This window comes from Streptomyces dengpaensis (assembly GCF_002946835.1).
Lineage (GTDB): Bacteria > Actinomycetota > Actinomycetes > Streptomycetales > Streptomycetaceae > Streptomyces > Streptomyces dengpaensis.
Map to the genome: position 1 here is coordinate 7,257,746 of NZ_CP026652.1, position 20,526 is coordinate 7,278,271.

A 20,526-nucleotide genomic window follows, 5' to 3' on the forward strand; every position below is an offset into this window, starting at 1 on the left:
TCGGCGCCCGGTCGCAGAGGGGGCTGACCGCGCGTCCCTGGCGTGGGGAGTTCGGGCGCCGTCGGTTGTCAGTGCGGTCTGGTAGGAATGCTGCTGTGAGCAGCGAGAACAGGCCGGGGGAAGGCGGTGCGGAGAGTGCGCCGCCTGAGCAGCTCGCGCTGATTCGGGAAGCCGTTCGGAAAGCCAAGGCGCCCAAGGCGAAGCCGCGGACGTGGCGGGGGGCCACGCTGGCGAAGGAGTTGCCCGTCGCGCGGGTGCTGGTCGACAAGGGCGTGCTGCATCTCGACCGGTACTTCGACTATGCCGTGCCGGAGGAGCTGGACGAGGCCGCGCAGCCCGGGGTGCGGGTGCGCGTGCGGTTCGGGGCCGGAGGGCGCCATGTGCGGGAGGGGCGGCGTGAGGGCGGCGGGCTGATCGACGGGTTCCTCGTCGAGAGGGTCGCCGAGTCCGACTATGCCGGGCCGCTGGCCGCGCTCGCCCAGGTCGTGTCGCCGGAACCCGTGCTCGGGCCCGAGCTGCTGGGGCTCGCCCGGGCCGTCGCCGATCGGTATGCGGGCAGTCTCGCGGATGTGCTGCAGCTGGCCGTTCCGCCCCGGCATGCCCGGGCCGAGGCGCGGGAGCTCCCCGATGCTCCACCACCGCCTCCTCCGCCCGACCCGGGCACCTGGAGGCGGTACGGGCGCGGGCCGGAGTTCCTCGCCTCGCTCGCCTCCGGTGGGGCACCACGGGCCGTGTGGACCGCGCTGCCCGGGCCTCAGTGGGCCGAGGAGATCGCCCGGGCCGTGCAGGCGACGCTCGCCTCCGGGCGCGGGGCGCTGGTCGTCGTACCGGCCGGGCGGTCCGCCGCGCGCGTGGACGCGGCGCTCAGCGCCCACCTCGGGGAGGGGCAGCACGCCGTGCTGACCGCCGACGCCGGGCAGGAGCGGCGGTACCGGGAGTGGCTGGCCGTACGGCGGGGAGCCGTGCGCGCCGTCGTCGGTACGCGGGCCGCCATGTTCGCGCCCGTACGGGATCTCGGCCTGGTCGTCATGTGGGACGACGGCGACGCCAGTCACAGCGACGACAACGCTCCCTTCCCACATGTGCGGGAGGTGCTGGAGCTGCGCGCCGCGCGCGACAAGTGCGGTTTTTTGCTGGGGAGTTGGAGCTGCACGGTGGAGGCGGCGCAGCTCGTGGAGAGTGGCTGGGCGTTGCCGCTGGTCGCGGAGCGGGAGCAAGTGCGGAGCGCCGCGCCGCTGGTGCGGACCGTGGGGGACGGGGATCTCGCGCGGGACGAGGCCGCTCGGGCCGCGCGGCTGCCCACGCTCGCCTGGCAGGTCGTCAGGGAGGGGCTGCGGCACGGGCCCGTGCTCGTGCAGGTGCCGCGGCGGGGGTATGTGCCCCGGATGGCCTGTGTGCAGTGCCGGACGCCCGCCCGGTGCCGGCACTGCGCCGGTCCGCTGGGGGCGCAGGACGCGGGCGCGCTGCGGTGTGCCTGGTGCGGGCGGGACGAGGCGGCCTGGCACTGCCCCGAGTGCGGCGGGTTCCGTCTGCGGGCGCAGGTCGTGGGGGCGCGGCGCACCGCCGAGGAGCTGGGGCGGGCGTTTCCGGCGGTGCCGGTGCGCACGTCCGGGCGGGAGCAGGTGCTGGACACCGTCTCCGAGGCGCCCGCGCTCGTCGTGAGCACGCCGGGGGCGGAGCCCGTCGCCGAGGGCGGGTATGCCGCCGCGCTGCTGCTCGACGGCTGGGCGATGCTCGGGCGGCCCGATCTGCGGGCCGGTGAGGACGCGTTGCGGCGGTGGATAGGGGCGGCGGCGCTCGTACGCCCGCAGGGTGCCGGTGGCACCGTGGTCGTCGTCGCCGAGCCGACCCTGCGGCCCGTCCAGGCGCTCGTCAGGTGGGACCCCGTCGGGCATGCCGTACGAGAGCTCGCCGAGCGGGCCGAGCTGGGGTTTCCGCCCGTCTCGCGGATGGCGGCCGTCTCCGGGACGCCAGAGGCCCTCGCCGGGTTTCTCGCCGCGGCCGAACTGCCGCGCGATGCCGAGGTGTTGGGGCCGGTGCCGATGCTCGTCACGGAGGCGGGGAGACCCCGGCAGGCCGGAGGGCCGCCGCCCGGTGAGTACTGGGAGCGTGCCCTTGTTCGCGTACCGCCGGGGAGCGGTGCCGCGCTGGCGGCCGCGCTGAAGACCGCGCAGGCGGCGCGGATGGCGCGCGGGGGGAGTGAGCCCGTACGGATCCGGATCGATCCGCCGGACATCGGGTGACGGTGCGGCGGGTGCCCGTACGGCGGGTGACAGCCGGGCGATGGACGGCAGTGCGGGTGTCGTCAGGAGGGTTGCCTCCCGGTCCTGTCGTCGGTCCGGGAGGCAGCGGGGAGTGGGTCAGCCGTTGCGCGGGCCCGGGAAGGCCGATGGCCTGACCTCTTCTCGGAGGGTGGAGCTGCCCGCCGTCGGCTGGGTCGGCATCGAGCGCGCCGCGGGGACCGTCGGCACCGCGGGGATACCGGTGTTGACGGCTACCGCGTGGCTGCCCGACGTCTCCGTGGCCCGCTCGGCGTCGGCGGCCGCCTGGGCAGCGGCGCGGCGGGCGCCGTAACGGCGGTGGACCGCCTGTTTGGTGACCCCGAGGGCCGAGCCCACCGCGTCCCACGAGAAACCGAGTGAGCGGTCGAAGTCCACGGCGGCCGTGACCAGGGTCTCGACGCTGTCCCGCAGCTCCTGGGCGAGGCGGACGGTCGGGGCGGGGGCGCGTCCGTAGACGACGAAGCCCGTGGAGGGGCCGGAGCGGCGCGGGCGGTAGACGTTGCCCAGTTGGGCGGTGAGCGTGCGCAGTGCGTCCACCTGCCGGCGGACCCGCTCGATGTCCCGCACCAGCAAGTGCAGGCTGGCCCGAGCCTGGGCGTCGTGGGTTGCGTGGTCGGCCATGAACAAGCCTCTCGAACCGGCGATGAAAAGGATCGGGCCGCGATTGCGGCCCGCGTTGGTCAACTCTTTCTTGACCAACGCGTTTCCGCTCCGCTGGTCACGCATCGGGGGCGTAAGGGCATATGCGCGGGGCGCGTCATGATGCGTACGCCCCCAGTGGGGGACTCGCCTCGGCCTTCGTCCTTGGCTCGGGTGTTCTCCCGCCCGCGCACCGCCCGTGCGAGTTGGATGGCAAGTGGGGGTCTCCCGGCGGGCCGCCGTCTGCGGGCTGCGGGCTGCTGGTCGGGGGGCGGGGGTTGTGGGGGGACAGGCGCAGAACTGGCGGGCTCGCAGGCCCCGGGGGCCGCATAGACTGGTGCGCTGCCCCGTACCGCGCCCCACGCGGCACACGTGCGGGGGCTCAAGAACCCCCGCCCGAGAGGCCAACCGCCACCCATGAAGCTCGTCTTCGCAGGTACCCCCGAGGTCGCCGTTCCCGCTCTGGACTCCCTGATCGCCTCCGGGCGGCACGAGGTGGCCGCCGTCGTCACCCGGCCCGACGCACCCGCCGGGCGGGGGCGACGGCTTGTCGCGAGTCCGGTCGCCGAGCGGGCGGAGGAGGCCGGGATCGAGGTGCTGAAGCCGGTGAAGCCGCGGGACGAGGAGTTCCTGGCGCGGCTTCGGGAGATCGCGCCCGACTGCTGCCCCGTGGTCGCGTACGGGGCCCTGCTGCCTCGGGTCGCCCTCGACGTCCCCGCCCACGGCTGGGTCAATCTGCACTTCTCGCTGCTGCCCGCCTGGCGCGGCGCCGCCCCCGTGCAGCACGCGATCATGGCCGGCGACGAAATCACCGGTGCCTCCACCTTCCTGATCGAGGAGGGGCTCGACTCCGGGCCCGTGTACGGCACCGTCACCGAGGAGATCCGGCCCACCGACACCAGCGGGGACCTGCTCACGCGGCTCGCCTTCGCCGGCGCCGGATTGCTCGCCGCGACGATGGACGGGATCGAGGACGGCAGCCTCAAGGCCGTACCGCAGCCCGCCGACGGCATCACCATGGCGCCGAAGATCACCGTCGAGGACGCCCACATCGACTGGTCCGCCCCGGCGCTGCGCGTCGACCGGGTCGTGCGCGGGTGTACGCCCGCGCCCGGCGCGTGGACCGTCTTCCGGGGCGAGCGGCTCAAGCTCATCCAGGTCGCGCCCGTGCCCGAGCACATGGAACTCGCCCCGGGCGAGCTGTCCGTCGGCAAGAACAACGTGTACGTCGGCACCGGTTCGTACGCCGTCGAGCTGCTCTGGGTGCAGGCCCAGGGCAAGAAGCCGATGCGCGCCGCCGACTGGGCGCGCGGCGTGCGCATCCCCTCCGGGGAGCGGGTCGGCGTCTGACGGGCGCGGCGCCCAAGGGTGTCGGCTCGCGGGCCGTGAGCCAGGCCCCCGCGAGGCCGCCGGCGGAGGCCTGCCCGTGAAGCCTGGGGAGGCATGCCCGCGAGGCTGCTTGTGAAGGCCTGCCCGTGAGGTTTGCGGAGGCCTGCCCGCGGCGCCGCCCGTGCACCGCCGGACGTAGGCTGGACGGGTCGAACCATCCAGGATCCGGAGCACCTTTTTCGTGAGTGAGCAGTCCCGACGGCCGCGCAACCCCGGCAAGCCCTACCGTCGTCCCCAGAAGGACCCGGTCCGCATGCTCGCCTTCGAGGCGCTGCGCGCGGTGGACGAGCGGGACGCGTACGCGAACCTCGTCCTGCCGCCGCTGCTGCGGAAGGCGCGCGAGAAGGGCAACTTCGACGGGCGGGACGCGGCGCTGGCCACCGAGCTGGTGTACGGGACGCTGCGCCGGCAGGGGACGTACGACGCCGTCATCGCCGCTTGTGTGGACCGGCCGCTGCGTGAGGTCGATCCGCCGGTGCTGGATGTGCTGAGCCTGGGCGTGCACCAGCTCCTCGGCACGCGCATCCCGACGCACGCCGCCGTGTCGGCCTCCGTCGAGCTCGCCCGTGTCGTGCTCGGCGACGGGCGGGCCAAGTTCGTCAACGCCGTACTGCGCAAGGTCGCGCAGCAGGATCTCGACGGCTGGCTCGAGCAGGTCGCGCCGCCCTACGACGAGGACCCCGAGGACCATCTCGCCGTCGTGCACTCGCACCCGCGCTGGGTCGTCTCCGCGCTGTGGGACTCGCTGGGCGGCGGCCGTGCCGGCATCGAGGACCTGCTCGAAGCCGACAACGAGCGGCCCGAGGTGACCCTCGTCGCCCGTCCCGGACGCTCCACCGCCGACGAACTCCTCGACGCCCTCGGCGACGAGGCCGCGCTCCCGGGCCGCTGGTCGCCGTACGCCGTCCGGCTCACCGAGGGCGGCGAGCCGGGCGCCATCGACGCCGTACGCGAGGGCCGTGCGGGCGTCCAGGACGAGGGCAGCCAGCTGGTCGCGCTCGCCCTGGCGAACGCGCCGCTCGACGGGCCCGACAAGGTCTGGCTGGACGGCTGCGCCGGACCCGGCGGCAAGGCCGCGCTGCTGGCCGCCCTGGCCGCCGAACGCGGCGCCGCCCTGCTCGCCTCCGAAAAGCAGCCGCACCGGGCGGGCCTGGTGGCGAAGGCGCTCGCGGGCAACCCCGGGCCCTACCAGGTCATCGCGGCCGACGGCACCCGTCCGCCGTGGCGGCCCGGCACCTTCGACCGCGTGCTCATGGACGTGCCCTGCACCGGTCTGGGCGCTCTTCGCCGCCGCCCCGAAGCCCGCTGGCGGCGCCGCCCCGATGACCTGGAAGGCTTCGCGCCGCTCCAGCGCGGGCTGCTGCGCACCGCGCTCGACTCGGTGCGGGTCGGCGGCGTCGTCGGGTACGCGACCTGCTCGCCGCACCTCGCCGAGACCCGCGCGGTCGTCGACGACATCCTCAAGCACTACGACGGCGGCTCCGCCGAGCTGATCGACGCCCGCCCGCTCCTGCCCGGCGTACCGGCCCTGGGCGACGGCCCCGACGTACAGCTGTGGCCGCATCTGCACGGGACGGACGCCATGTACCTGGCCCTGATCCGCCGGACGGCCTGAGGCGATTCGTCCCCTCCGCCCCTGCCCGTCCCGTTGTCTGGGGGCTGCGGCCCCAGGCCCCCGCTCCGGCCCGAACGGCCTCGTCCTCAGACCCCGGACGGGCTCTCCTGCCCGTCACGGCCCCTAGGTCCGCACCGGGGAGAGCAACCGGGCCGGGGCATGGCACGCTTGGGTCATGGCCGTGCAGATCAACCCCAGCATCCTGTCCGCCGACTTCGCCCGTCTTGCCGAGGAGGCAAAGGCGGTGGACGGCGCCGACTGGCTCCATGTCGACGTCATGGACAACCACTTCGTACCGAACCTCACACTCGGTGTGCCGGTCGTAGAGTCTCTCGCCCGTGCGACGGACACGCCGCTGGACTGCCACCTGATGATCGAGGACCCCGATCGGTTGGCGCCCCAGTACGTGGAAGCGGGTGCCGGTTCCGTCACCTTCCACGCCGAGGCGGCCGCCGCGCCGGTGCGGCTCGCCCGCGAGATCCGGGCCAAGGGCGCCCGAGCCTCCATGGCTCTCAAGCCCGCGACCCCCATCGAGCCGTACGAGGACCTGCTCCCCGAACTCGACATGCTGCTGATCATGACGGTCGAGCCCGGCTTCGGCGGCCAGGCGTTTCTCGACATCATGCTTCCCAAGATCCGCCGCACCCGGGAGCTGATCAGCAAGCACGGCCTCGAACTGTGGCTCCAGGTCGACGGCGGCGTCTCGGCATCCACCATCGAGCGGTGTGCGGAGGCGGGAGCTGACGTCTTCGTCGCCGGTTCCGCGGTGTACGGGGCCGCGGACCCGGCTGACGCGGTACGTGCATTGCGCACACAGGCTCAGGCCGCGACGGCCCATGCGGCGTGGGCGTGCGACCACTGAGCCAAGGGAACGTGAACGCCGCCCATCAGGGCTGATCAAGCGCGCCGGATCTGCGAGGATGAACGGCGAATCCAGAGTGTGAACAGCAGTGAGGAGATCGCCGTGTCGGGTATGTCGGCGGGCCGGTCAGCCATGCGGATGGGACCCGCTGAGCTGGTGCAGGCGGCGGCCATGGCCCGCCGCTTCTACCTCGAGGGCAAGTCCAAGATCCAGATCGCCGAGGAGTTCGGCGTCAGCCGCTTCAAGGTGGCCCGGGTCCTGGAAACCGCCCTCGAACGGGATCTCGTGCGCATCGAGATCCGTGTGCCGGCCGAACTGGACGCCGAGCGCTCCGACGCGCTCCGCGCCCGTTACGGCCTCAGGCACGCCGTCGTGGTCGAGTCCCCGGCCGAGGCCGAGGAGTCGCCCGACCCCGAGAACCTCGGCGAAGTCGCCGCCGACCTGCTCGGCGAGCTCGTCAACGAGGGCGATGTCCTCGGCCTCGCCTGGGGCCGCTCCACCATCCACATGGCGGCGGCCCTCGACCGGCTCCCGCCGTGCACGGTGGTGCAGCTGACGGGCGTGTACGACGCCGGGACCGCAGAGCGCGGTTCGGTGGAGGCGGTGCGCCGCGCCGCCCAGGTGGCGGGCGGGGACGCCCACCCGATCTACGCGCCGATGCTGCTGCCCGACGCGGCCACCGCGGCCGCGCTGCGCAACCAGACCGGGATCGCCCGCGCCTTCGAGTACTTCGACAAGGTCACGGTCGCGTGCGTGTCCATCGGCTCCTGGGAGCCGGGCATCTCGACGGTGCACGACATGCTCAGCGACGAGGAGCGCGAGCACTACGCGTCCTTCGGTGTTGCCGCCGAGATGTCCGCGCACCTCTTCGACGCCGAGGGCCGCCGGGTCGGCCGTGACCTGGGCGAGCGCTGCATCACGGTCGAGGCCGACCGGCTGCGCCGCATCCCGGAGGTCGTCGCCATCGCGGGCGGGCAGCGGAAGGCGGCCGCGATCGACGCGGTGCTGCGTTCCGGGCTGGTCACCAGCCTGGTGACGGACACGTCGGCCGCGGACTATCTGATGACGGCGGGGCCGACGCCACGCCCGGCCCTCAACCGGGCGGACCCGGACGGGGTGTGACAACGAGTCGCCCCGCACCGTTCCTTCAGGGTCCGTGCGGGGCCAGGCGGCAGCGGGTGCTACCGCGAATACACCGTCACCTCCGCAGCCGTGTCCAGCCGAGGTTGCTCGGTTGTCCACGCCTTGTCGCGCTCCCGACTGCCCCCTACGACGAGGCGGGGCGCTGGTGCTCGCCCCCTCCGCAGTCTGATGTGACCGCCACACTGGAGCACACTGCCGCCGGTCCAGGCTCGGTGAAGGTCAGTTCCGGTTCGGCGCGGTGAACGCGACCTTCTGCATGGCCTCGATGAACGAGGGGTGCTCCTCGGGCGACAGCGGCTGGAGCAGGCGTTGCCGCACCCGGGCCACCCCCCGGCCCGACGTCGGCCAGGGTCCGTGCCCCGCGCGGGGTCAGATGCGGCAGATTGCGCCGCGAGTCCGCGCTGTCCCGGGTTCGGGTGATCAAGTCGCGCCCGCACATCCGGGTGACCAGGCCGACGCCGGTCGCCCTGTCCGCCGACACCAGCTCGCCCAGCGCTGGTCGATGCCCTCCCGGTGGCCCAGCGCCACCAGCACCGAGTGCCGGACCGGGGTGACCGACCTGCCGACCTCCTCCGCCCAGTACGCGGTCCCCGGGCCGTCGAGGGGCGCTCCGGCGGGCGAACGCGCTTGGCGGATCCTCCGAACCGGCCACTGACCAGCCTGGATGATCTGTCCGTGCCTCGCATACCGGCTGACATGGGACAATGAAGTACGTGCTCTTCCCCCTGGCTGACCTGTCCGGGGGCCACCTCTGATCGACTGGGATGTGCAGCACGTGCGTTTCCTCAATGACATCCAGCCCCCCTACGACCTGACGTACGACGACGTCTTCATGGTCCCCAGCCGTTCCGCGGTCGGCTCGCGCCATGATGTGGACCTCAGCTCCCCCGACGGGTCGGGCACCACGATCCCGCTGGTCGTCGCCAACATGACCGCCATCGCGGGCCGTCGGATGGCCGAGACCGTCGCCCGCCGCGGTGGCCTCGTCGTCATCCCGCAGGACATCCCGATCGAGGTCGTCACCGAGGTCATCTCCTGGGTCAAGGGACGTCACCTGGTGCTCGACACCCCCATCGTTCTCGCCCCCCACCAGACCGTCGCCGACGCGCTGGCGCTGCTGCCCAAGCGCGCGCACAACGCGGGTGTCGTCGTGGACGAGGACGGCCGCCCGGTCGGTGTGGTCACCGACGCCGACCTCTCCGGCGTGGACCGCTTCACGCAGCTGGCCGAGGTCATGTCGAAGGACCTGCTGCTCCTCGACGCGGACATCGACCCGCGCGAGGCGTTCCACACACTCGACGGCGCGAACCGCCGCTACGCCCCGGCCGTGGACGCGGACGGCAAGCTCGCGGGCATCCTGACCCGCAAGGGCGCCCTGCGTGCCACGCTCTACACCCCGGCCACCGACGCGGACGGCAAGCTGCGCATCGCCGCCGCCGTCGGCATCAACGGCGATGTCGCGGGCAAGGCGAAGCAGCTGCTCGACGCGGGCGTCGACACGCTCGTCATCGACACGGCGCACGGCCACCAGGAGTCGATGATCAGCGCGATCAGGACGGTGCGCGCGCTCGACCCGCAGGTGCCGATCGTCGCGGGCAACATCGTCGCCGCCGAGGGTGTGAGGGATCTCATCGAGGCGGGCGCCGACATCGTCAAGGTGGGCGTGGGCCCCGGTGCCATGTGCACCACCCGGATGATGACCGGCGTCGGCCGGCCGCAGTTCTCCGCCGTCATGGAGTGTGCCGCCGAGGCGAAGAAGTACGGCAAGCACGTGTGGGCCGACGGCGGGGTCCGTCACCCGCGTGACGTCGCCATGGCGCTGGCCGCGGGTGCGTCCAACGTCATGATCGGCTCCTGGTTCGCCGGGACGTACGAGTCCCCGGGCGACCTCCAGCACGACGCCGACGGGCGCCCGTACAAGGAGTCGTTCGGCATGGCGTCGGCCCGTGCGGTCAAGAACCGCACCAGCGAGGAGTCGGTGTACGACCGTGCCCGCAAGGCGCTGTTCGAGGAGGGCATCTCCACCTCGCGCATGTTCCTCGACCCGGTTCGCCCGGGTGTCGAGGACCTGATCGACTCGATCATCGCGGGCGTCCGCTCCTCCTGCACCTACGCGGGCGCCAACTCCCTGGAGGAGTTCGCCGAGAAGGCCATCGTCGGCATCCAGAGCGCGGCGGGCTACGCCGAGGGCCAGCCGCTGCACGCCAGCTGGAGCTGACGCGCTTTCCTGGCCGACGGCCCCCGCGGTGAGCCCGCGGGGGCCGTCGGCGTAGGTACGCCGTCAGGGTCGGGCGGATGAAGATCGCCGTCTGTACGACTGCCGATGTCGCCCTTCTCGACCAGTACATCGGCTCCGCGGAGCCACCTGCGCTGATCCACGAGGCCGAGGAACGGGCGCGCGAGCGCGGCTTCGCCGTCATCGGCCTCGGCGTGAGCGCTGACAACCCCCGCGCGGCCGGGCTGTACGCACGGCTGGGGTACCTGCCCCTCACCGGGTACGTCGACCGCTGGTCGTACGAGGAGGGGGACGGTACGACCCGTGAGTGCGCGGACGCGTGCACCTTGACCGCGCGATGCAGGGGCCGCACCCGCAGCCGGTGCCGGTGCCGCGAAGGCGACGGTCCTCAAGTCGGCGTCGAGGGAAGGCAGTTGCCCGGGACGCGCCGAAGCGAACACCACGAGGTGCCGCCGCCGGACGCGGCGACCGCCACGCCGCCGTGCCACTGCGCCGTCGTACCCCACACGCCCGTCCGGCATGACATCGACGGGACCCCAGGAAGCCCATCCGGCCCCGAGGCGACCGGATCTGACGAGGCGTCAGTCGGGTGCGAAATCGGTGCCGCGCAACCATTGAACGGCCCCGTGCAACGAACATCCGCCGCGATGCGATGAACGCAATGATCTTGCAGAGATGCGCAAGGTTGCTGCATTACGCCCGCGAAGCCCGGACTCATAGGGTCAAGCGCGGTACATGGTGTGGCGGGGACTCCGCTCGGTGGGTCCCTGCTGCCAGGGGTGCTGCCGGTCCCCGCCGTTTCCGACCGGCAGCGATGAAGGAGCCAGCGCGTGCTCGATCAAGGCGCACCCCCGCAGTCCCGCACCCCGTCCGCCCCATCGTCCCCGGGCATAGGCGCGCGCCTCATGCGCCGCAAGCCGGTGGAACGCCTGGTCGCCGAGGGTGGCTGGCGGTGCCCGCGAGTCCGCGCGCGCCAACACGATCATGGTCATCGTGAAGATCGGCGCCCTGGTGCTGTTCTGCGCGATCGGCGTCCAGGGCTTCCGCTCCGGCAACTACGAGAACTTCATGCCGCTGGGCATGGCGGGCGTCAGCGCCGCTGGCGCCACGCTCTTCTTCTCGTACATCGGCTTCGACGCCGCCTCCACGGCCGGTGAGGAAGCGAAGAACGCGCAGCGCGACCTGCCGCGCGCGATCATGCTCTCGCTGGTCATCGTGACGGCGCTGTACGTCCTCGTCGCCGCCGTCGCCGTCGGGGCGAAGCCCTGGCAGCGGTTCGGCGACTCGGAGGCCGCGCTCGCCGAGATCATGAAGGACGTCACCGGGCAGACCTTCTGGGGCACGCTGCTGGCCGCCTGCGCCGTCGTCGCCATCGCGAGTGTGGTCCTGACGGTGCTGTACGGCCAGACGCGCATCCTCTTCGCGATGTCCCGCGACGGCCTCGTGCCGAAGGTGTTCGCCCGCGTCCACCCGAAGACCGGCACGCCGCGCGCCAACACGCTGTTCGTCTCTCTGTTCTGCGGTGTCCTCGCCGCGGCGATCCCGCTCGGCCAGCTCGCCGACGCCACCAGCATCGGTACGCTCTTCGCCTTCGCGCTGGTCAATGTGGCCGTCGTGGTGCTGCGCCGGACGCGCCCGGAGATGCCGCGCACCTTCCGGGTGCCGCTGTCTCCCGTGCTGCCCGCGATCGGCTTCGCCTTCTGCCTGTGGATGATGGGCAGCCTGTCGGCCGTCACCTGGGTGGTCTTCGGTGTCTGGATGGCCGTCGGGCTCGTGTTCTACTTCAGTTACGGCTACCGCCGGTCCCGTATCGCGGCCGTGGATACGACCGCGGAAACACTCGCAGAAAAGTGAACCACCCGCAGTGCTGAACGATCTCGACGAACGCATCGTGCACGCCCTCGCCGAGGACGCCCGCCGCTCCTACGCCGACATCGGCCACCTGGTCGGACTGTCCGCGCCGGCCGTGAAGCGACGGGTGGACCGGTTGCGCGCGACCGGGGCCATCACCGGATTCACCGTACGGGTGGATCCGTCGGCGCTCGGCTGGGAGACCGAGGGGTTCGTCGAGATCTACTGCCGCCGCAACACCTCGCCGGAGACGATTCAGCGCGGTCTCGAGCGGTACCAGGAAGTGGTGGCCGCCTCCACCGTGACGGGGGAGGCGGACGCGGTCGTGCAGGTCTTCGCCTCCGACATGCGGCACTTCGAGCGGGTTCTGGAGCGGATCGCCGGGGAACCGTTCGTGGAGCGGACGAAGTCCGTGCTCGTTCTCTCGCCACTGCTGCGACGGTTCTCTTCCGGGTCGCCCACGTAGGCGCCTCCGCGGAATTCCCGAGGATCAGGATCACCGTGCCCGCACCAACTGGCCATACGTGCCAGGCGTGTTGAACGGAGCGGTTACACCCGGCGTATTGAACATCGAGTCAGTTTGCGAAGTCATTGCGGTCCGGGCGAGTCATCCCGTACCTTGATCGCTCTCGCGAACAGCGGGTAAACGCCGATGGGTAACCAACCGTCGCCCGGCCACCCGACCGTCCTGCCGTCCTGGGGAGACCCATGCGCTGGCCCTTCGGCCGTCCCACCACGGTCCGTATCCGCATCGTGGCGCTCGCACTCGCTCCGATGATCGCCCTCATCGGGCTGTGGAGTTTCGCCATGGTGTCCGTCACCGGCGAACTGCGCGCGCTCGTCCGGCTTCAGGGGGTGTACGAAACCTTCGGCACACCGGTCGACACGGCGGTCGGCCAGATCCAGATCGAACGGCGGCTCTCGGCCGCGTACCTGGGCGCGGACCACAGTACGGCGGCGGCCATCGACCTGCTGGAGCAGCAGCGCCGCACCGACCGCGCCGTGACCGCCATGCGGGACGTGATCCGGGACGGGAGCAGCGACCTCTCCGACGGGCAGCGGCAGGTGCTCGACACCATGCTCGACGCCGTCGGCGGGCTGGAGGGGCTGCGGGGGCGCGTGCTGTCCCGCGACATCTCCTGGGACCGGGCCGTCGCCGAGTACAGCGCCCTCGTGGAACCGGGCTTCGCCGTCCAGTCCGCACTCACCGCGCTCCAGGCCGGACAGCTGGCGCGCGAGGCCCAGATCGTCATCGAGCTGGTGCGGGTGCGGGAGTTCGTGTCGCGCGAGGACGCCCTTGTCGCCGGAGCGCGGGCGGCCGGAACGCTCACGGACCAGCAGTACGACACGCTCACCGCGACGATCGAGGACCGCCGGATCTTCGAGCGGACGTATGTGCCGGACTTCCCCGCCGACTCACGCGCACTCTTCGAGGCGTTCCAACGCGAGGACGTCCACCGGCAGTTGACCCGGGGCGAGGACGCCCTGCTGCGGGCGGGCGCGCAGCGTGCGGGCGACGCCGTCGCCGCCGACTCCTGGCGCACCACCACGGACCGGGCCGCCTACCGCTACTGGGAGTTGTGCGTCCAGGCGGCGATCAACTCCGCCGAGCGCGGGCGGGCGTTCGCCTACTGGGAGCTGGCCAAGGCCGCGGTCGTCGGAGTGCTCGGACTCGCCGCCGTCATACTGTCCCTGTGGTTCGCCATGCGCGGCGCGCGTCGTATCTCGCGCCGCCTGGAGGCGCTGCGGGACGCCGCCGACCTCCTGACCACGTACCAACTGCCCGATGTGATGGAGCGGTTGAGCCTGGGTGAGGACGTGGACGCGGCCGCCGAGGCGCCGCCTCTGGCCGACGAGGAGGCGGGGGACGACGAGGTCGGCCAGGTCGGCCGGTCCTTCAACGCCGCCCGCCTCGCGGCCGTCGAGGCCGCCGTCAAGCAAGCCACCCTGCGCCGCGCACTGTTCGCCGTACTCCTCAACATCGCCCGCCGCAACCAGGCGCTCGTCCACCGCCAGCTCAAACTCGTCGACACGCTGGAGCGGCGCACCAGCGACCCGGACGTCCTGGAGAACCTGTTCCGGATCGACCACCTCTCCACCCGTATGCGGCGCCACGCGGAGAGCCTGATCATCCTCTCCGGCGCGGCGCCCGGCCGCAGATGGCGGCGGCCCGTGCCCATCGCCCAGGTGGTGTCCTCCGCGGTGGGCGAGATCGAGGAGTACGCGCGCGTCGTGATCCCGCCGATGCCGGAGGTGGGTATCGCGGCGGGCGCCGTCGCCGACCTCGCCCATCTGATCGCCGAACTCATCGAGAACGCCACCGTGTTCTCGCCGCCGCATACCCAGGTCACCCTGCGCACCAGTTGGGCGGAGAACGGTTTCGTCCTGGAGATCGACGACCGGGGCCTGGGTCTCGGGCCCGAGCAGATCGAGGAAGCCCACCGCACCATCACCAAGCCGGACGACTTCGACCCGACCCGGCACGACCGGCTCGGGCTGTATGTGGTGGGGCGGCTCGCCGCGCGGCACGGCATCGAGGTCACGCTGTGCCGGTCGCCGTACGGCGGTACGACGGCGGTGGTGCTGCTTCCGGAGGCGGTCCTCGCGCAGGTCGAGCCCGAGCGGTCGGAGACGGTAGCGGACACGGACCGGAGGGCGCTGCCTTCCCGCACGGCGCCGGCCTCAGGGACGGCGCTGCCCTCCCGAAAGGGAGCCGCGGTCCTCCAGAAGCCGCGGACGGGGCGGCAGGAGCAGGAGCAGGAGCAGACGCAGGAGCACGAGCAGACGCAGGAGCACGAGCAGGCGCAGGAGCACGAGCAGGAAGCGGGCCGTGCGCCGGCCAGTGGCCGGGCTTCGGGTACGCCCGCCCTGCCCACCCGCGTCCGTCAGTCCTCCCTCGCCCCCCAACTGCGCACCGAGGATCCCGCAGCCGGCGAGACGCCGGAGCGCGAGGTCACCCCCGAGGAGGTCCGCGCGGTCTTCGGAGCCTTCCAGCGCGGCCTCGACCGCGGCCGCAAGGGCCTGCCCACGGAAACCGGCCCCGCGCAGCGAACCGACACCGAGGAAGGGATGGACGCCGACCATGCTCAGTGACCAGCCCCCCGAGCACCCCGCCCAGGGCTCCGAGGCCCCGGACACCACCCCCGAACCGCCCGGCACGGACCTCGGCTGGCTGCTCGACGACCTGGTGGCCAGAACCGATCACGTCCGCCAGGCCGTCCTCCTCACCGCCGACGGCCTCCCGCTGAGCTGCTCGGACGGCATGCGGACAGCGGACATCGAGCACCTCGCCGCCGTCTGCTCCGGCTTCCACAGCCTCGCCCGGTCGGTCGGCGAGCGCTTCGACGCGGGGGAGGTGCGCCAGACCATGGTGATGCTCGACGACGGCTACCTCTTCATCACCCCGGCGGGCGACGGCAGCCGGCTGGCCGTCCTGAGCGAGGTGCAGACGGACGTCGGACAGCTCGCCCACGAGATGGCGCTGCTCGTCCGCCGCGTCGGCCGCCACATGGCCGCCGCCGTTCGGCCGTCCGCCGACCCCGCGGGCCCCTGATGCGCCCGTGACCGACGACCACTGGTACGAGGACGAGACCGGGTCGATGGTGCGGCCCTACACCGTGACACGGGGCCGGACCCGGCCCTCGGACCGGCACACGATCGATCTGATGTCGCGAGTCACAGCCGTGGCGACGGACGAGGGGCAGCCGGGCGTCGACCACGCACGCGCCGCCCTGCTCGATCTGGTGCGCCGCGGAGGCCGGCCGGTCGTCGAACTCGCCGTTGACGCGGACCTGCCCCTGACCGTCGTACGGGTGCTGCTCGGCGACCTGGCCGAGGCCGGTCTGGTGCGTATCGACGCACCGCGGCGGCCGGCGCAGGGCGGGCCGGCCGCCGACCCGGAGCTGTTGCGCGAGATCGTGGAGCGGCTGCGCGCGCTGTGAGGACCGGACGCGAGCCGCGAGCACGGGAACGCGGGCCGTACGGCGGGGCGCACGCCTGTGACCTGCACCTCAAGACGATCCGGGCCACGCGCGGGGTGCGCAACGAATCGCCGCCGAGCGCCTGGTGCGCGCAACGATTCGTCCAGTGGCGCGCAACGGGTCCTTCTTGTCGGCCCGAGCCCACCGCCCGTACCGTCTATCTGGCCCTCAAACCCCTCCGTACCCGCGAGGAACACGCATGCGCACAGCCCTGCTCCAGAGCTCCGGCCGCCCCGGCTCGGTCGTCGAGAACCTCAAGGTGCTCGACGAGGCCGCGGGCCGTGCCGCCGCCGCGGGTTCCGGGCTGCTCGTGGCGCCGGAGATGTTCCTGACCGGGTACGCGATCGGCGACGACATCGCCCGGCTCGCCGAGCCCGCCGACGGCGAGTCCGCCGACGCGATCGCCGAGATCGCCACCCGGCACGGCGTGGCCGTCGCCTACGGCTACCCGGAGCGCGCGGGCGAGCGAAGCGAGATGGGGGTCCCCCCGGCCGAAGGCTGGGGGAGGGTCTTCAACTCCGCGCAGCTGATCTCCCCCGACGGCACCCGTCTCGCGAACTACCGCAAGACCCACCTCTTCGGCTGCTTCGAGCGCGACCACTTCACCTCCGGTGAGCAGCCGGTCGTACAGGCGGAGCTGCACGGCCTCCGTGTCGGCCTCATGATCTGCTACGACGTCGAGTTCCCGGAGAACGTCCGGGCGCACGCACTCGCCGGCACCGACCTCCTGCTGGTGCCGACCGCGCAGATGCATCCCTTCCAGTTCGTCGCCGAGTCCGTCGTCCCGGTGCGCGCCTTCGAGAACCAGATGTACGTCGCGTACGTCAACCGGGTCGGCGCGGAAGGTGAGTTCGAGTTCGTCGGGCTCTCCACGCTGGCCGGGCCGGACGGCGTCGCCCTCACCCGGGCAGGGCGCGCCGAGCAACTGGTCTTCGCCGACGCCGACCCCGTCTTCCTCGCGGCCTCACGCGAGGCGAACCCGTATCTGAAGGACCGCCGCCCCGGCCTCTACGGGTCCCTGATCTGACATCACGTCAAAGAGCCTCCCCTCTCAAGCTTTCCCGCAAGGAGTCCGTACCCCATGACGTCCACGGTGCCCAACGCCGTCCAGCACGCCGACGTGCAGCAGCCGCCGATCACCATGTTCGGCCCGGACTTCCCGTACGCGTACGACGACTTCCTCGCGCACCCCGCGGGCCTCGGCCAGATACCCGCGACCGAGCACGGCACGGAGGTCGCGGTCATCGGCGGCGGCCTGTCCGGCATCGTGGCCGCGTACGAGCTGATGAAGATGGGCCTCAAGCCCGTCGTCTACGAGGCCGACGAGATCGGCGGCCGGCTGCGCACGGTCGGCTTCGACGGGTGCGACCCCTCGCTCACCGCCGAGATGGGCGCCATGCGCTTCCCGCCGTCCTCCACCGCCCTCCAGCACTACATCGACCTGGTGGGCCTGGAGACCCGGCCGTTCCCCAACCCCCTTGCCGAGGCCACGCCTTCGACGGTCGTCGATCTCAAGGGCGAGTCGCACTACGCGACCACCGTCGACGACCTGCCGCAGGTCTACCGCGATGTGATGAACGCGTGGAACGCGTGTCTCGAAGAGGGCGCCGACTTCTCCGACATGAACCAGGCCATGCGCGAGCGCGATGTGCCGCGCATCCGCGAGATCTGGTCCCAGCTCGTCGAGAAGCTCGACAACCAGACCTTCTACGGCTTCCTCTGCGAGTCCGAGGCCTTCAAGTCCTTCCGGCACCGCGAGATCTTCGGCCAGGTCGGCTTCGGCACGGGCGGCTGGGACACCGACTTCCCGAACTCGATCCTCGAGATCCTGCGCGTCGTCTACACCGAGGCCGACGACCACCACCGCGGCATCGTCGGCGGCTCGCAGCAGCTGCCGCTGCGTCTGTGGGAGCGCGAGCCGGAGAAGATCGTGCACTGGGCGTACGGGACGTCGCTCGCCACGCTGCACGACGGCACCCCGCGCCCGGCCGTGACCCGGCTGCACCGCACGGCGGGCAACCAGATCACGGTGACGGACGCGAACGGCGACATCCGTACGTTCAAGGCGGCGATCTTCACCGCCCAGTCCTGGATGCTGCTCTCGAAGATCGCCTGCGACGACTCGCTCTTCCCGATCGACCACTGGACGGCGATCGAGCGCACGCACTACATGGAGAGCTCCAAGCTCTTCGTGCCCGTCGACCGGCCCTTCTGGCTGGACAAGGCCGTCGACGACAGGGGAAATCCGACGGGTCGTGACGTGATGTCCATGACCCTCACCGACCGCATGACCCGCGGCACCTACCTTTTGGACGACGGTCCGGACAAGCCCGCCGTCATCTGCCTCTCGTACACCTGGTGCGACGACAGCCTGAAGTGGCTGCCGCTGTCCGCGAACGAGCGGATGGAGGTCATGCTGAAGTCGCTCGGCGAGATCTACCCGAAGGTCGACATCCGGAAGCACATCATCGGCAGCCCGGTGACCGTGTCCTGGGAGAACGAGCCCTACTTCATGGGCGCGTTCAAGGCCAACCTGCCGGGCCACTACCGCTACCAGAGGCGCCTGTTCACCCACTTCATGCAGGACCGGCTGCCCGAGGACAAGCGGGGCATCTTCCTCGCGGGCGACGACATCTCGTGGACGGCCGGCTGGGCCGAGGGCGCCGTGCAGACCGCGCTGAACGCGGTCTGGGGCGTCATGCACCAGCTGGGCGGGGCGACCGACCCGACCAACCCCGGGCCCGGCGACGTCTACGACGAGATCGCGCCGGTAGAGCTCCCCGAGGACTGAGTCTGAGGACTGAGGACCGGGCCGGGGCTCCCGTAGGGTTCAGACCCCGGCCGCCCGCGCCGCCGTGTGCACCTCGGCGGCCACGTCCTTGAGCTCCTCCGCGTCCCGCACGGAGCTCTGCAGGTCGACGAAGATCTCGTCGAGGCCGACCTCGGCGTGGGCCACCAGATCCTCCACGATCTGGTCGACGCTGCCCTGGAAGGGGCTCCGGTTCGCGCCGTCGTACGCCTTCGCCGTGTACTGCGCATTGGTGCGCAGCACCGTCCGGATCGGCTCCGTGCGGCCGCGCTCGGCCGCCAGGTCCTGCAACTGGTGCCACTGCGCGGCCAGTTGCCCGGCGCCGTAGGCCCCCGGGATCCAGCCGTCGGCCATGTCGACGAGCCGGCGCCGGGCCTTGTTGGTGCTCGCGGCCAACAGGACCGGGATCGGCCGGGCGGGCTTCGGGCCGACCGCGGCCGACGCGATCTTGGTGAGCTTGCCGTCGTACACCACCGGGTCGGGTCCCCACACCGCGCGGCACACCTCGATCAGCTCGTCCAGGACCTGGCCGCGCTCCTCGAAGGGCCGCACCGACGCCGCCGCGTACTCGTCGAGCGACCAGCCCGTGCCCAGGCCCGCGACGACGCGGCCGCCACTCGCCGCGTCGAGAGTGGCGAGGGCCTTGGCGAGCTGGAACGGCACATGCAGCGGGGCGACCAGCACGCTGGTGCCGAGCAGGGCCCGCTCGGTGGCCGCGGCCGCGAGGGTCAGGGTCACGAGAGGCTCGGCGACACCGCGGTACGCCTCCGGCCAGGCCAGTCCCTCGATGCCGTAGAGCCCCTGCGTCGCGGGGTCCGGGAACAGGGCGCGCTCGAAGACCCACAGGCTGTCGTACCCGATGTCCTCGGCCGCGCGCGCCACGTCGGGCACGTCCCGTCCGATGTCGTACTGCTTCATCTGGGGGAGGCCGAGGCCGAGCCGAGTCGTCATACCTGTTTGCTCCTTCGCATACGGGTGTGCCCGCCGATCAACGTACAGCGATCTCACCGGCGTTCCGGCGACGACGGCCAGGCGTGGCCGGATCAGTCCGGCAGCGGAGTGAGCAGCATCCGCCCGGCGAAGCCCACCGCGGCGTCGAGGCGGTCGCCGAACTCCTCGGCGAGGTCGGGGAGCCCGCGCAGCGCCCAGAGGGCCCGCGCCGCGGCCCAGGTCGCGTCGCGCGCCCGTTCCAGGCTCCAGGAGCCGAGCAGATGGGTGAGCGGATCGGCGATCTGGAGCAGATCGGGGCCCGGCATCAGATCTTCGCGGACGCGCTCCTCCAGCGAGACGAGGAGGTCGCCCACGCGATCGAACTCGTCCTCCAGATCGGCCGGTTCGCAGCCGAGCGTACGACAGGCGTCCACGACGGCCAGCGCCAGATCGTGCCCGATGTGCGCGTTGATGCCCGCGAGCGCGAACTGCAGTGGACGTACGCCGGGATGGCGCCGGAACTGGATCAGCGGCCGCCAGCAGGCGGGCGCGCACCCCTCCTCCGCCACCGCCAGATAGCGCTCCGCGAACCGCACGTCCAGCGCGATCGCGGCCGTGAGGTCCGGGAACTCCCCGGCGTCCAGGCGCCGGTCGACCTCCTCGGTGACGGCGAGGTAGACGCGGTTGAAGACGGCGATCCCGTCGCGCTCGGGCAGGGTCGCGTCCAGGGCGCGCATACGGGAAACGACCGCGTCTACGGGGGTGATGAACTGTGCCAACTCGGCCATAA

General features: G+C 72.1%; 16 protein-coding genes and 1 pseudogene. 14 read left to right on the forward strand and 3 right to left on the reverse strand.

Annotation, left to right across the window (positions count from 1 at the left end):
- Window positions 1-95 precede the first annotated feature (95 nt).
- Window positions 96-2,243, forward strand: coding sequence for a primosomal protein N' (locus C4B68_RS33530; protein ID WP_099500260.1), 2,148 nt, complete (start codon window positions 96-98; stop codon window positions 2,241-2,243).
- A 117-nt stretch (window positions 2,244-2,360) separates the two neighbouring features.
- On the opposite strand, the gene C4B68_RS33535 is transcribed toward C4B68_RS33530, so the two are convergent.
- On the reverse strand, window positions 2,361-2,903 hold the full coding sequence (locus C4B68_RS33535; protein ID WP_099500468.1) for a hypothetical protein: 543 nt from the start codon (window positions 2,901-2,903) through the stop codon (window positions 2,361-2,363).
- 435 nt (window positions 2,904-3,338) lie between these two features.
- Here C4B68_RS33535 and fmt point away from each other — a divergent pair, with 435 nt between their 5' ends.
- The 13 genes and pseudogenes from fmt to C4B68_RS33600 all read left to right on the forward strand — a co-directional run bounded on the left by fmt (window position 3,339) and on the right by C4B68_RS33600 (window position 18,788).
- On the forward strand, window positions 3,339-4,271 hold the full coding sequence (gene fmt, locus C4B68_RS33540) for a methionyl-tRNA formyltransferase (protein ID WP_099500261.1): 933 nt from the start codon (window positions 3,339-3,341) through the stop codon (window positions 4,269-4,271).
- A gap of 220 nt (window positions 4,272-4,491) precedes the next feature.
- Window positions 4,492-5,925, forward strand: a complete 1,434-nt coding sequence (locus C4B68_RS33545) for an RsmB/NOP family class I SAM-dependent RNA methyltransferase (protein ID WP_099500262.1) — start codon at window positions 4,492-4,494, stop codon at window positions 5,923-5,925.
- 175 nt (window positions 5,926-6,100) lie between these two features.
- Complete coding sequence (gene rpe / locus C4B68_RS33550; RefSeq protein WP_099500263.1) at window positions 6,101-6,787, forward strand: ribulose-phosphate 3-epimerase; 687 nt, start codon at window positions 6,101-6,103, stop codon at window positions 6,785-6,787.
- Window positions 6,788-6,865: 78 nt separating this feature from the next.
- Window positions 6,866-7,909: a sugar-binding transcriptional regulator gene (locus C4B68_RS33555; protein WP_099500264.1), complete on the forward strand. Its 1,044-nt coding sequence runs from the start codon at window positions 6,866-6,868 to the stop codon at window positions 7,907-7,909.
- Between the two features lie 796 nt (window positions 7,910-8,705).
- On the forward strand, window positions 8,706-10,148 hold the full coding sequence (locus tag C4B68_RS33560) for a GuaB1 family IMP dehydrogenase-related protein (protein WP_180289196.1): 1,443 nt from the start codon (window positions 8,706-8,708) through the stop codon (window positions 10,146-10,148).
- A gap of 77 nt (window positions 10,149-10,225) precedes the next feature.
- Entirely contained in the window at window positions 10,226-10,822 is a 597-nt protein-coding gene (locus tag C4B68_RS41115) for a GNAT family N-acetyltransferase (protein WP_107475394.1), read from the forward strand.
- A gap of 292 nt (window positions 10,823-11,114) precedes the next feature.
- Window positions 11,115-12,020, forward strand: a pseudogene (locus tag C4B68_RS33570) (amino acid permease); the annotation flags it as partial.
- A gap of 10 nt (window positions 12,021-12,030) precedes the next feature.
- Window positions 12,031-12,483: an Lrp/AsnC family transcriptional regulator gene (locus C4B68_RS33575; RefSeq protein WP_099500266.1), complete on the forward strand. Its 453-nt coding sequence runs from the start codon at window positions 12,031-12,033 to the stop codon at window positions 12,481-12,483.
- A gap of 242 nt (window positions 12,484-12,725) precedes the next feature.
- Complete coding sequence (locus C4B68_RS33580; RefSeq protein WP_099500267.1) at window positions 12,726-15,110, forward strand: sensor histidine kinase; 2,385 nt, start codon at window positions 12,726-12,728, stop codon at window positions 15,108-15,110.
- Entirely contained in the window at window positions 15,100-15,570 is a 471-nt protein-coding gene (locus tag C4B68_RS33585; RefSeq protein ID WP_180289197.1) for a roadblock/LC7 domain-containing protein, read from the forward strand. The genes C4B68_RS33580 and C4B68_RS33585 overlap by 11 nt, the downstream gene beginning before the upstream one ends.
- A gap of 7 nt (window positions 15,571-15,577) precedes the next feature.
- On the forward strand, window positions 15,578-15,958 hold the full coding sequence (locus C4B68_RS33590) for a DUF742 domain-containing protein (protein ID WP_240634557.1): 381 nt from the start codon (window positions 15,578-15,580) through the stop codon (window positions 15,956-15,958).
- Between the two features lie 238 nt (window positions 15,959-16,196).
- Window positions 16,197-17,024 (forward strand): carbon-nitrogen hydrolase family protein, encoded by an 828-nt coding sequence (locus tag C4B68_RS33595; RefSeq protein WP_099500268.1) that lies wholly within the window; start codon window positions 16,197-16,199, stop codon window positions 17,022-17,024.
- A 54-nt stretch (window positions 17,025-17,078) separates the two neighbouring features.
- Window positions 17,079-18,788, forward strand: a complete 1,710-nt coding sequence (locus C4B68_RS33600) for a flavin monoamine oxidase family protein (RefSeq protein WP_099500269.1) — start codon at window positions 17,079-17,081, stop codon at window positions 18,786-18,788.
- A 39-nt stretch (window positions 18,789-18,827) separates the two neighbouring features.
- Here the strand turns inward: C4B68_RS33600 and C4B68_RS33605 are convergent, their stop codons facing one another.
- Together C4B68_RS33605 and C4B68_RS33610 are read right to left on the reverse strand one after the other, a co-directional pair.
- Window positions 18,828-19,757 (reverse strand): LLM class F420-dependent oxidoreductase, encoded by a 930-nt coding sequence (locus C4B68_RS33605; protein ID WP_099500270.1) that lies wholly within the window; start codon window positions 19,755-19,757, stop codon window positions 18,828-18,830.
- 92 nt (window positions 19,758-19,849) lie between these two features.
- A complete protein-coding gene (locus tag C4B68_RS33610; protein ID WP_099500271.1) occupies window positions 19,850-20,524 on the reverse strand; it encodes a DUF5995 family protein in 675 nt (224 codons plus the stop codon).
- Between the last annotated feature and the right edge of the window lie 2 nt (window positions 20,525-20,526).

Excerpts from the sequence above, each read along its gene's own strand:
- C4B68_RS33580 (WP_099500267.1), top strand. The coding sequence starts at position 12,726 with ATGCGCTGGCCCTTCGGCCGTCCCACCACGGTCCGTATCCGCATCGTG.
- C4B68_RS33605 (WP_099500270.1), bottom strand. The coding sequence starts at position 19,757 with ATGACGACTCGGCTCGGCCTCGGCCTCCCCCAGATGAAGCAGTACGAC.
- C4B68_RS33595 (WP_099500268.1), top strand. The coding sequence starts at position 16,197 with ATGCGCACAGCCCTGCTCCAGAGCTCCGGCCGCCCCGGCTCGGTCGTC.
- rpe (WP_099500263.1), top strand. The coding sequence starts at position 6,101 with ATGGCCGTGCAGATCAACCCCAGCATCCTGTCCGCCGACTTCGCCCGT.
- C4B68_RS33535 (WP_099500468.1), bottom strand. The coding sequence starts at position 2,903 with ATGGCCGACCACGCAACCCACGACGCCCAGGCTCGGGCCAGCCTGCAC.
- C4B68_RS33610 (WP_099500271.1), bottom strand. The coding sequence starts at position 20,524 with ATGGCCGAGTTGGCACAGTTCATCACCCCCGTAGACGCGGTCGTTTCC.
- fmt (WP_099500261.1), top strand. The coding sequence starts at position 3,339 with ATGAAGCTCGTCTTCGCAGGTACCCCCGAGGTCGCCGTTCCCGCTCTG.
- C4B68_RS41115 (WP_107475394.1), top strand. The coding sequence starts at position 10,226 with ATGAAGATCGCCGTCTGTACGACTGCCGATGTCGCCCTTCTCGACCAG.
- C4B68_RS33600 (WP_099500269.1), top strand. The coding sequence starts at position 17,079 with ATGACGTCCACGGTGCCCAACGCCGTCCAGCACGCCGACGTGCAGCAG.
- C4B68_RS33585 (WP_180289197.1), top strand. The coding sequence starts at position 15,100 with ATGCTCAGTGACCAGCCCCCCGAGCACCCCGCCCAGGGCTCCGAGGCC.